The sequence below is a fragment of the Serratia sp. A07 genome (assembly GCF_058725505.1).
The window spans coordinates 1-10,000 of the sequence record NZ_JBZXDO010000061.1 but is presented as its reverse complement, the minus strand read 5'-3'; the positions used below and the strand labels follow the sequence as shown (position 1 = coordinate 10,000).

The 10,000-nt window shown below is 50.9% G+C and carries 13 protein-coding genes and 1 pseudogene; all 14 read left to right on the top strand.

Translation table 11 applies throughout. From position 1 onward, the window contains the following. Nucleotides 1-101: 101 nt before the first annotated feature. Nucleotides 102-326, top strand: a pseudogene (locus tag AC4PR2_RS26515) (hypothetical protein); the annotation flags it as partial. Beyond that, nucleotides 323-913, top strand: a complete 591-nt coding sequence (locus AC4PR2_RS26510; RefSeq protein WP_492175734.1) for a hypothetical protein — start codon at nt 323-325, stop codon at nt 911-913. The pseudogene AC4PR2_RS26515 and the gene AC4PR2_RS26510, both read left to right, overlap by 4 nt. A 624-nt stretch (nt 914-1,537) precedes the next feature. After that, nucleotides 1,538-1,858, top strand: coding sequence for a phage holin, lambda family (locus AC4PR2_RS26505; RefSeq protein ID WP_492175733.1), 321 nt, complete (start codon nt 1,538-1,540; stop codon nt 1,856-1,858). Continuing rightward, nucleotides 1,855-2,244 (top strand): M15 family metallopeptidase, encoded by a 390-nt coding sequence (locus AC4PR2_RS26500; protein WP_492175732.1) that lies wholly within the window; start codon nt 1,855-1,857, stop codon nt 2,242-2,244. The genes AC4PR2_RS26505 and AC4PR2_RS26500 overlap by 4 nt, the downstream gene beginning before the upstream one ends. After that, a complete protein-coding gene (locus AC4PR2_RS26495; RefSeq protein WP_492175731.1) occupies nt 2,241-2,627 on the top strand; it encodes a DUF2570 family protein in 387 nt (128 codons plus the stop codon). Before AC4PR2_RS26500 ends, AC4PR2_RS26495 begins: the two co-directional genes overlap by 4 nt. After that, nucleotides 2,509-2,781: an Rz1-like lysis system protein LysC gene (gene lysC / locus AC4PR2_RS26490; protein WP_492175730.1), complete on the top strand. Its 273-nt coding sequence runs from the start codon at nt 2,509-2,511 to the stop codon at nt 2,779-2,781. The genes AC4PR2_RS26495 and lysC overlap by 119 nt, the downstream gene beginning before the upstream one ends. 149 nt (nt 2,782-2,930) lie before the next feature. Then, complete coding sequence (locus AC4PR2_RS26485; RefSeq protein WP_492175735.1) at nt 2,931-3,125, top strand: hypothetical protein; 195 nt, start codon at nt 2,931-2,933, stop codon at nt 3,123-3,125. A 349-nt stretch (nt 3,126-3,474) separates the two neighbouring features. Next, nucleotides 3,475-4,278, top strand: a complete 804-nt coding sequence (locus AC4PR2_RS26480) for a ParB N-terminal domain-containing protein (protein WP_492175729.1) — start codon at nt 3,475-3,477, stop codon at nt 4,276-4,278. Further along, on the top strand, nt 4,271-5,143 hold the full coding sequence (locus tag AC4PR2_RS26475) for a GREB1-related protein (RefSeq protein ID WP_492175728.1): 873 nt from the start codon (nt 4,271-4,273) through the stop codon (nt 5,141-5,143). The genes AC4PR2_RS26480 and AC4PR2_RS26475 overlap by 8 nt, the downstream gene beginning before the upstream one ends. Further along, nucleotides 5,140-5,397 carry a hypothetical protein gene (locus AC4PR2_RS26470; RefSeq protein WP_440530559.1) on the top strand — a complete coding sequence of 86 codons (258 nt, stop codon included), beginning with the start codon at nt 5,140-5,142 and terminating at the stop codon, nt 5,395-5,397. The genes AC4PR2_RS26475 and AC4PR2_RS26470 overlap by 4 nt, the downstream gene beginning before the upstream one ends. Continuing rightward, nucleotides 5,397-6,458 carry a terminase small subunit gene (locus AC4PR2_RS26465; RefSeq protein WP_492175727.1) on the top strand — a complete coding sequence of 354 codons (1,062 nt, stop codon included), beginning with the start codon at nt 5,397-5,399 and terminating at the stop codon, nt 6,456-6,458. The genes AC4PR2_RS26470 and AC4PR2_RS26465 overlap by 1 nt, the downstream gene beginning before the upstream one ends. Further along, nucleotides 6,458-8,098: a phage terminase large subunit gene (terL, locus tag AC4PR2_RS26460; RefSeq protein WP_197793959.1), complete on the top strand. Its 1,641-nt coding sequence runs from the start codon at nt 6,458-6,460 to the stop codon at nt 8,096-8,098. The genes AC4PR2_RS26465 and terL overlap by 1 nt, the downstream gene beginning before the upstream one ends. Nucleotides 8,099-8,100: 2 nt before the next feature. After that, the gene (locus tag AC4PR2_RS26455; RefSeq protein ID WP_197793958.1) at nt 8,101-9,501 is read left to right on the top strand and encodes an anti-CBASS protein Acb1 family protein; all 1,401 of its coding nucleotides are present in this window, start codon (nt 8,101-8,103) and stop codon (nt 9,499-9,501) included. Beyond that, nucleotides 9,446-9,991, top strand: a complete 546-nt coding sequence (locus AC4PR2_RS26450) for a hypothetical protein (protein ID WP_492175726.1) — start codon at nt 9,446-9,448, stop codon at nt 9,989-9,991. Before AC4PR2_RS26455 ends, AC4PR2_RS26450 begins: the two co-directional genes overlap by 56 nt. Nucleotides 9,992-10,000 lie beyond the last annotated feature (9 nt).

The window sequence follows — 10,000 nt, the reverse complement described above, 5'->3', positions numbered from 1 at the left end:
TATCCGATTGATATGAGTTTTTAGGTAAGAAAGCAGGGAAAGTATAAGTCGTGGCGATGAAGGGGGAAAGTACTTCGGCTGCGCAGCAGACGAGCTCACGCCGCAGGCGTGCTACTGTTCTGGACCCGTTCGATTATCTGCTGTCTATTGCACGGCGAGAGGTGCAACTGGTAGATACCGTTGAATATCTCCGGCGCGAAGAAAAGCAGCGTCGTCAGAATATCGAAAGGCTTATCCAGATTGAGCGTAATGCTAAATCGCGGATCCGCCGGGCAGGATGTAAAGAGCCTTTGCCTCTGTGGCAGAATGAGGTGATTGCAAAATGACACCACAACAACGACGTAAACACCTCAACGCTCTTAATGAAGTGGCGAAAGTTTCACACAAACGCTATCTGGGCCGTCCTGCATTGCTCACGGGCATTCAGTCTGCATGGGTTAAATCGCTACTCTCTGTTTGGGGGGAGAGTATGGGGGGGAGAACCACTCCGCTAAAGCCGAGGAGCCATTCTTGCTGGCGTATGGTGAAAGGAAGCCGGTGGTCTGATAAATCGTTAGAGCGGTTCACCACCGCGCTTAAGCAGGCTCGTGATGAGGGGTTCCAGGGACAGCAGGCATTAAATCGCGCACGCGCAATTTTATGGCCTAAACCTGCTGCCAACGCAATAGATAACGCTATTCACGATGATGATATCAATTTTATTGAGCAGTGTGTTTTGCAGGCTTTCGATGTGAGCGAACCGGTATATGTTGTTGGTGTGAGCTATTACACCTCACGCAAAAAAATCTCAGATATCACCCGCGAGTTACAGCAAATTGCACCGTGGCTGACAGTGGAGCAAGCCAGAGAAAGAGTGAAATGGTGTCTGCAAATATTCAGAGCCAAGGTTTTTTTATCGGCAAAAAATCGCTGATCGTGAACATTTTGAAAAAAAACTTGAAATTTACCCAGAAAGTTAGATAATTCATTCATGCTTGGCAGAGCTGCGCCACGATGGCAGCGACAAGAAGCGACAATTTGATTACATAGCAAGCCCCGTTAATTCGGGGCTTTTTGTTTTACGGCGATACGACAGGGGTATTCGCGAGATGCATTGCATCAGTACCCCTGTCATAGCGCCGTGCAGCAAGGATTTAAAGTTAGTGTTGTAGAGGTGTTCGGGTTAAATTTCAAACTGATTTTGATGTATAATCTTTCCCCACACTAATAGTAATTTGTATCAACTCTATGGATGGCTCATGTTTAAAATTAAAACCAAGTACTTAAAGATTGTTTTTCGATATGTATGCATGGTTATTGCTGCGTTACTTTCGATAATCACACTTCCGTATTTGACCTCTAATTTCATGCTTAAAGTTTTGATTATTTCTGCCTTTATTATTCTTGGTGGGGTTGTTTCAATGTTTATTACCAAGGAGTGGGATGACTCAGAGTAACTCATGAAATAATAGGGGGTTGCTTAGGTTGAGTGTTTGAGGCTGCGTTTAAACGCGGCCTTTTTAATTTCTGATGCCCAGCGGGGTAAGGATATATGAAAATGCCTCATAAAAGCCCCGAATGGTGGGCCGTTTTTACAGACTGGATTTCGTCAGTCAAAGAGCAGGGGATTGCCGCAGTCCTCGCCGGCGTGATGGCGTATTTGCGCAGTAAATACGAAGGTGATGGCGGCTGGAAATCATTATTTGATGCGCTAATTTGCTCGATTTTTGGCTGGTTCGTTAAAGACGGCTTGACAGTAATTGGCGTTGGTACGGATTGGGCATATCTCGCCAGTGTTTTCGTTGGATTCCTCGGGACTAAATATTTCAGCAATCGGATAAAGGAAATCGCCGATAAGAGAATGGGAGGCAAAAATTGACTAATTTTTCTTTCAGCGAACGCAGCAAAAAAAATCTGCAAGGCGTCAATCCTGCTCTGATTGCCGTCGCCCGCCGCGCTCTTGAATTATCACCAGTGGATTTCGGCATTACTGAGGGGCTTCGCACGATGGAGCGCCAACGTGAAATGGTACGGACCGGAAAAAGCCAAACGCTGAAAAGTCGCCACTTGACCGGGCACGCGGTGGATGTGGTTGCGTATTTGGGCGCCAACATCAGCTGGGAATGGAAGTATTACGAGCAGATCGCCGCGGCGTTTAAGCAGGCCGGCAAAGAGTTGGGCACGGTGATCGAGTGGGGCGGTGACTGGAAAACCCTGAAAGACGGCCCGCACTTCCAACTTTCAGTGAAGGATTTTCCGGCATGACCGGCTGGCTGCAAAAACTGACGCAGGGCGGTTTAGTGATCTTGCTGCTGGTGGCTATTAGCCTGGGCGGCTACAGCTCATTGCTATCACATCGATTGGAACTGGCACGGAGGCAGTCGGCGGAGCAACAGAAGACGCTGGCGCAGCAGGCTGGGCTGATCACTACATTGCGCGCGGATGACGCCCGTAATCGCGCAATGATGGCCGAACAGCAACGGAGAGAGCAGCAGCTGCGCCAGCGGGGCGAAATCTACCAGAGGAAGTATGAGGATGCCATTAAAAACGACGAGTGTGCTCGCCGCGTTGCTCCTGTCGCTGTGCTTGACCTCTTGCGCGGAAAGGATACCGGCTCCACCGGAGCCTATCGTTCTGTTGCCCCCTGAGTCCGTATTCAAGCCGTGCGAGGTGCCAACGTTACAAGGCGACACTTGGGGCGACATTGGCAGCTATGCGCTGGCGCTCCAGACAGCTCTATCAATCTGTGCCGGCCAGGTGGCCACGCTTAACCAATGGCGGGAAACCGCCGGGAGAAAATAATGAAAGACCAGTTAGCCCAACGTATTCAAGCGTTCATGAAGCAATATGACCCGGCAGAGTTCGGCGACGAAGAGGCAAACGGTGGGGAGACTTATGCAACTGCGTTTTCCGTAGCGCTGGCTGAACAGCTCTTGCCTGCATTATCGTCGCTGGCGAAGACGGTTCTGACCCTAGAGCAGATTAAAGAGCTGGCACGCTTCGCAGAAGAGGAAGGCCAGCCGTCCTACACCATTACCACCGGCACTATTCCAGCGTTTGAGGCTGAGGATGGCGAGGTTCCTGAGTACAACGGCTTGATCGCCTATTCGGAGTCGGAAGATCACGGCGTTCTGCAGTTGGACTGATGGCATTACAGATGGCCTTTACGAGGGCCATCGATAATGCGCAAGCAAAATCACCGGCGGATCCTGCCTGGTCACCCTGACCGTTATCTGCTGGTGGTTTTTATTTTGTTCTGAATTTTTGCGTTGGCCACAAAGAAAATCAGCATAAACGATCTGTATTCGTAGATGGTGGTTGGCGGTATTCCCGAGTGGGTATTCCAGAGGTCAGCAGAAAATTCTAAAGGAAGGTGGGCGGCCATCGGTAGTTGGAGCTACCGACAGCCATTCATACCCACACACTCGTCATGATGAGTATGAACCAAGGCCCACTTGCTCTCGAGAGCAGGGCCATAGTATTGGATCCTCTGAAATGACCAAAGAAAAAAATCAATCGGCGCTGGCGATTGTCTATCGATCGCTCAATTCGTTGATTGCTTACGCAAGAAATTCCCGTACGCATACTGACGAGCAGGTGCGTAAAATCGCTGATAGCATCGAGGCGTTCGGTTGGACAAACCCGGTGCTGATCGATGAAAGCGGTGAGATTATCGCTGGTCACGGCCGGGTGATGGCGGCTGATCTGTTGGTTTTTGATGAGGTTCCTTGCATCGTTCTGGCTGGTTTGAATGACCAGCAGAAAAAGGCATATCGCATCGCTGACAATAAATTGCCACTGAGTGCAGGCTGGGACGACGATATGCTTCGTCTGGAGCTGGCTGATCTCTTGGATGCGGATTTCGATATTTCGCTAACTGGCTTTGATGAGTCAGAGCTGGATGCTTTATTCGCGGATGACGAGCCGCAGGAAGCGGGCGATGATCCGTATACAGCAAAAATCGACACGCCGGTTTATGAGCCATCGGAAGTTACGCCGGCCATTTCTGAGCTGTACGATGAGACAAAAACGCGAAGCCTTTTGAAGAACATCAAGGCAGCGGATCTTCCCAAGGAGATCGCCGCATTTTTGATGTGCGCGGCAGAACGCCACACTGTTTTCAACTTCAACAAAATTGCCGACTATTACGCCAGTGCACCGGCGGAGATCCAGGCATTATTTGAAGAGTCCGCCTTGGTAATCATTGATTACGGGCAGGCTATCGAGAATGGTTTCGTCCACATGACCAAAAACATGGTTGATATCGTGTACGGTGATGAGGAGGACGGCGATGCGTGAGGATTTCTGCGCGTTTATTTTGACGCATGGCCGGCCCGATAAAATTTATACCTACCGGCAGTTGAGGAAACAAGGATACACAGGGAAAGTTTATATCGTTATCGATGACGAGGATAAAACCCGTCAGCAGTACATTGAGCAATTCGGCGACAATGTGCTTACCTTCTCGAAATCGGAGATTGCCGCCCGGTTTGATGAGGCTGACAACTTCGGCGATCGGCGTTCAATTTTCTACGCCCGCAACGCCTGTTTCGACCTTGCGAAAAAAGTAAGGTGCAAATACTTCATCCAACTGGATGACGATTACACTGCCTTTCAATTTCGCGTAGGTAAAGACCTGGAGGCTGGGTATACGCTCATTCAGGATCTGGACGCCATCTTGTGCGAAATGTTGGCGTACTACGAATCAATCCCCGCAGCGTCGATCGCTATGGCTCAAGGTGGCGATTTTCTCGGAAGTGGCGGTGATAAAAATGCGGCCTGGCTTAAGCGTAAGGCGATGAATAGCTTCATCTGCTCAACGGACCGCCCATTCGCCTTTATGGGGCGCGTGAACGAAGACGTGAATACGTATACGAACCTTGGCCGCCGGGGTGAGTTATTCATGACCGTCGGGGCAGTCCAGCTATTGCAGAAGCAGACGCAAACCAACTCCGGCGGTATGACAGAGCTGTACTTGGATTCAGGTACATACGTGAAAAGCTTTTACTCGGTGATGTTTTCTCCATCATGCGTAAAAATTTCACTGATGGGGGCCCTTCACAAACGTATTCACCACAAAGTCTCATGGAATAACGCTGCTGTAAAAATACTGCACGAAAAATACCGGAAATCCTCCCCGAATAAAAACGGGGGTGATGCATGATCCCTTACCGTAAGGTTGAGTCGCTGGCTGCTTGCCGGATGACCGAACAACAAATTGCTGATGTGCTTGATATTGACCTTGGCGAACTGAAAAAGGAGCCGGGGGAGATTGCTGCATTCCGCGAGGCCATTCGAAAAGGTAGGGCAAAAGGAGAAGCAGAAATACGGACAGCATTATACCGAAAAGCCAAAGGCGGAGATCCGCGAGCATTTCAAGAGCTGCTGAGGCGCGAGAAACAACAGGACAGTGATTGATGAGCAAACCCGACTGGAAGGAGCTGCAATCTCAGTTTGCTGCCGCTCACACCAGTACGGGGATAAAGCTGAAAGACTGGTGTGAAAAGCAGGGATTGGTTTATGACACAGCCCGCCGCTACATAAAAAAGTCTGCGCAGAATAATGCGCAAAAAAAAACTGCGCAGGTTGTTGCGCAGAATCCTAATGACACCGCGCCAGAACAGGGGAAGGGAAAGAGAAGGGCAGTAAAAAACTGCGCAAAACAGGATCCGGAAAGATCCTCTTTTTGCGCAGATCTCTCCGATAAAGAAAAACTGTTAGTTTCCTACTATCTGGAGTGCCGAAATAAGTACGAGGCATACCGTAAGGCTGGTTATACCGGAAGCGAAAGAAACGCCCGGCTGCTGTATCGCAAGCCTTCGGTGGCGAGAGCCATTAACCAGGGTATTGAGCAGTTGAGTGAGCACGCAATATTAAGTGCTCAGGACATTCTCAAGCACTGGCATGAAATAGCGATTGCAGATCCCGGCGAGATTTCACAGATGCGCCGGTGCTGCTGCCGGTATTGCTGGGGAGAAAATTTCCTTTACCAGTGGCGCGACATTGAAGAGTTCGACAAGGCCGCAGAAAAAGCGTCGAAGGACAGTAAGCCTGAGCCTGAATACGGTGGCCTTGGATTTATCCCGAACGATGATCCAAACCCCGATTGCCCTAAATGTGCCGGCGAAGGCTTGGCTGATGTCCATCTGTCCGATACGCGGGATGTTGTCGGGCCAGCCCGTCGGCTGATCGCCGGTGTGAAGAAAACCAAGTTCGGGATCGAGGTTATGATGCGTGATCAGGATGCGGCATTAAAAAACCTCGCTGCTTTCCACAATCTTGCCTCCAGTGAACAGGAAAGAGAACTTCGGCTACTTGAAATCGAACGTGTTCGCCTGAGCAATGAAAAAATCAAAGTCGAAATCGCGAACCTTCGCAATGGAGGCAGTGGTGATAAACCACCGGTCAATCAATATAGCCCTGATGATTACCGCGCTGCTGCTTCATCACTCGACGATGAATTTGGGGATCTGGACTAATGAGAATACTCGAATGGGAGGATCTCGATTTTCCTGCGCGGGTAGCCTTGAAAGCCAAGTCTGAAAAAAGCTTCCTCAATTTTACCCGGTTGCAGTTCGAGCTTCAGAGCGGTCAGCGGATGATGGTCAACTGGCATCATCGCCTTATGGCCTCGAAAATCGATGACCTGATAAAAGGCGAACTACGGCCGCGCAACCTGATCGTCAACATTCCACCTGGTGGCACAAAAACGGAGTTCTTTTCGATACATCTGCCCGCTTACGTGAACATGTTGGTGCAGACCGAGAAGTTACGCAGATTCCGCAACCTGAATATTTCTTTTGCCGATACGCTGGTAAAGCGAAATTCTCGTCGTACCCGCGACCTGATCTTGAGTCGGGAATATCAGGAATTCTGGCCGTGCAGCTTTGGCGTCAACCAGGCGGAAGAATGGGAAATTGTCGATACGAAGGGCCGCTCTATCGGGCAAACCGTATCACGCTCAAGTGGCGGTCAGATCACCGGCGGACGCGGAGGTTACGCCGGGCCTGATTTTTCTGGTTTCGTCTGTCTGGACGACTACAACAAGCCCGACGATATGTTTTCTGCATCTCGTCGGGATGCCGCCAACCGCTTGCTGGTGAATACCATCCGCTCTCGTCGTGGTGATAAGTCAAAAGATCATCCGACCCCGTTCGTCAGCATCCAGCAACGTCTGCATATGAAAGACGCTACCGGTTTTATGCTGGCCGGCGGCATGGGCGTAGATTTCCACCACGTCGCGATCCCGGCGTTGGTCAGTGAAGAATTTATCGATTCACTGGCTGAACCGTGGCGTTCGATGTGCTGGAGCCAGGTAAAAAACACCGAAAGCGTGGTGGTGAACGGTGTCCGGTATTGGTCCTACTGGCCGGAAAACGAGTACATCGGCGACCTGCTGAAACTGTGGGAAAGCGACGAATACACGTTTTGGAGCCAGTACATGCAGCGCCCGCGGGCACTGACCGGTGGTCTGATTGATACAGCCTGGTTCCCCCGTTACGAAACACTGCCGTTACTGACTCACCGCGCCGTTTACGTGGATACAAACAGCGGGAAAGTTGAGGACTATAACGATTACACGGTCTTCACGCTGGTGGGTGTCGACCGGGCTAAAAATCTCTACATCATCGACAGTGTGCGTGGTCGTTGGGACCCGGAAGACTTGCTGAAAAAGGCGGTTGAGCTGTGGGAAAAATGGAAGCCGCATAACCCTCGCCAGCCGGCACCGCTTCGTCATATGGCGATAGAGGATAAACAGGCGGGCCAGGGTCTGATCACCACGCTGAAAAAACGTAAAAGCATCCCGATCCTGGAAATTCCTCGCGGTGCCGGGCAGAACAAGCTGATCCGTTGCCTGAACGTCATACCTCAAATCAAAACCGGCACTGTCTATGTACCCGCCATCATGGCCGACGATGGCCGAAAAGTCGCTTATGTGAAGTATCACGACGGTAGGATCGCAGCGGCAACCGATTGGGTGCTGCCCGGTTTGGCCGAATGTGCTGATTTTTCTGCCGACGACAGCCACGCGAATGATGACATGTTGGATACCTGGATGGATGCGATCGATATAGAACTGATTTCCGCCCTGGGGATCTCTGAAAAAGACTGGGTGTAAAAATGAAAAAACGGTCACCACCTGACGTTGGCGGCAAGCCGCGTATACGCCTGACGGCTGACGGACTCGAAAACGTAATGACCGGAATGGGGACCGAACGGGACCGCCGGACACATAACCGCTTTATGCTCGGCACTATGCAGGACTTTGCCGAAATGGAGTCTGCATACATCGAAAACTGGGTAGCACGCGCCATAGTTGATTTTCCTGTTGAGGATGCAACGCGGGAATGGCGCACGTTCTCAACTGACGACGCGAAGGTGCTACAGGATGCCGAAAAGCAATTCGGTATCCAGAGCATTACTCAAGATGCGTTTCGTTGGGCAGGAGTATATGGCGGTGCCGGGGTATTGATGCTTACAGATCAAGACCTCGCAAAACCGTTAAACCTGAAAAAAATTAAAAAGGGTTCGCTGAAGCAGCTAAAGGTGCTCGACCGCATGCTGATCAACGGGTTCGATTATAACGTCACCAATATTCTGGCAGATAACTACATGCGCCCGGAGGTGTACCGGGTAAACGGTGGGCTGCAAAATATTCACCACAGCCATTTTGTTGTTGCTCCAGGTGCGGCACTGCCAATGAGGCTACGGCTGATTAATGGTGGGTGGGATGATAGCCAGTTGCGGCGCTGTTTGGACGACATCAAGGATTCAGTGGCGGCAAAAGGTGGCATAGCGTCTCTGATTCTGGAGGCCAACGTCGACACCATAACCCGCACCAACTTGAGTAATGATCTGTCCACTGGCGATATGGATGAAGCGATAGCAAAGCGTTACCGCTTGTTCGGTATGATGAAATCCCTTTTTCGCTTGGCACTGCTGGATTCGAATGAAGCCTTCGATCGCAAGCCGATCTCATTTGGTGGATTAGGCGAAATCCTCGCGGTGTTGATGGAGTGGACATCGGGGGCCGCTGGTATTCCCATGACGCGCCTATTTGGCGTGCAGGCGAAAGGGCTCGGTGATTCTGGTCAGGGGGATATGAACAACTACAACAACAATATTCGCGGGCAGCAGACGACAAAATACAGGCCGTTCCTCAGCAATCTTGATGCTGTTTGGATCCGCTCAACTTTGGGTGCGATCCCCGATGGCTACGATTTCGAGTTTTCACCGTTGGCGCAGCCAAGCGATAGCGAACTTCATGATCAGCGTCTGGCTGACGCACAGGCTGATGATATTCGCCTGCAACAGAGGGTCGTCAAGCCGTCGCAAGTTGCACGTAAATTGATGGATCAGGGGCTTTATGGCATCGACGAATCTGATATTACCCGCATCGAAGACGATGAAAGCGCCGACCGGGACGGTGATTATCAATTCCGGCTGGGACAAACTGAAGGCCCGAATGGCAACAGTGTCCCAGACCCGAAGGAAGCCGATCCGACCGGTAACGCTGAATGACGATACCGAGAAATTCTACAACGGCCAGTTACGGGCGTTAATCCGCTTAATGGCCGGCTCGGTCGAATCTGTGCTCATTCCGGTGCTACGTCGCAACTACACCGCCGATAGCTTTCTTACTGATCTGATTAAAGAGGCCATCCGCCAGGCATCAGAGCAGTTTTACTCGGCAACACTGCAAGCACAGTTTCACCGGTTGGCTCAAACCGTGGTCAGTCGGGCTGAGTCTGATTCATCCAGTGCGTTTGTTGAGCAGATTAACCGGTCAATAGGCATTGATATGTCTGCGCTGGTAACGCGGGAAAGCCTGGGTGATTTTTTTGATGCCTCGGTGGAAAGTAACGTCGCGCTGATCAAATCACTATCGTCCGATTACTTTGATGACATCCAGCGTGAAGTGATGGATAGCATCATGCGTGGTGTATCTCGCGTCAATTATTTTGGCCGGTCGGCGACAATTAAAATGGCCGGTTCACTACGGCGCCAGTGATGCCGCCTC

Excerpts from the sequence above, each read along its gene's own strand:
- AC4PR2_RS26510 (WP_492175734.1), top strand. The coding sequence starts at position 323 with ATGACACCACAACAACGACGTAAACACCTCAACGCTCTTAATGAAGTG.
- AC4PR2_RS26505 (WP_492175733.1), top strand. The coding sequence starts at position 1,538 with ATGCCTCATAAAAGCCCCGAATGGTGGGCCGTTTTTACAGACTGGATT.
- AC4PR2_RS26495 (WP_492175731.1), top strand. The coding sequence starts at position 2,241 with ATGACCGGCTGGCTGCAAAAACTGACGCAGGGCGGTTTAGTGATCTTG.
- lysC (WP_492175730.1), top strand. The coding sequence starts at position 2,509 with ATGAGGATGCCATTAAAAACGACGAGTGTGCTCGCCGCGTTGCTCCTG.
- AC4PR2_RS26480 (WP_492175729.1), top strand. The coding sequence starts at position 3,475 with ATGACCAAAGAAAAAAATCAATCGGCGCTGGCGATTGTCTATCGATCG.
- AC4PR2_RS26475 (WP_492175728.1), top strand. The coding sequence starts at position 4,271 with ATGCGTGAGGATTTCTGCGCGTTTATTTTGACGCATGGCCGGCCCGAT.
- AC4PR2_RS26470 (WP_440530559.1), top strand. The coding sequence starts at position 5,140 with ATGATCCCTTACCGTAAGGTTGAGTCGCTGGCTGCTTGCCGGATGACC.
- AC4PR2_RS26465 (WP_492175727.1), top strand. The coding sequence starts at position 5,397 with ATGAGCAAACCCGACTGGAAGGAGCTGCAATCTCAGTTTGCTGCCGCT.
- terL (WP_197793959.1), top strand. The coding sequence starts at position 6,458 with ATGAGAATACTCGAATGGGAGGATCTCGATTTTCCTGCGCGGGTAGCC.
- AC4PR2_RS26455 (WP_197793958.1), top strand. The coding sequence starts at position 8,101 with ATGAAAAAACGGTCACCACCTGACGTTGGCGGCAAGCCGCGTATACGC.
- AC4PR2_RS26450 (WP_492175726.1), top strand. The coding sequence starts at position 9,446 with ATGGCAACAGTGTCCCAGACCCGAAGGAAGCCGATCCGACCGGTAACG.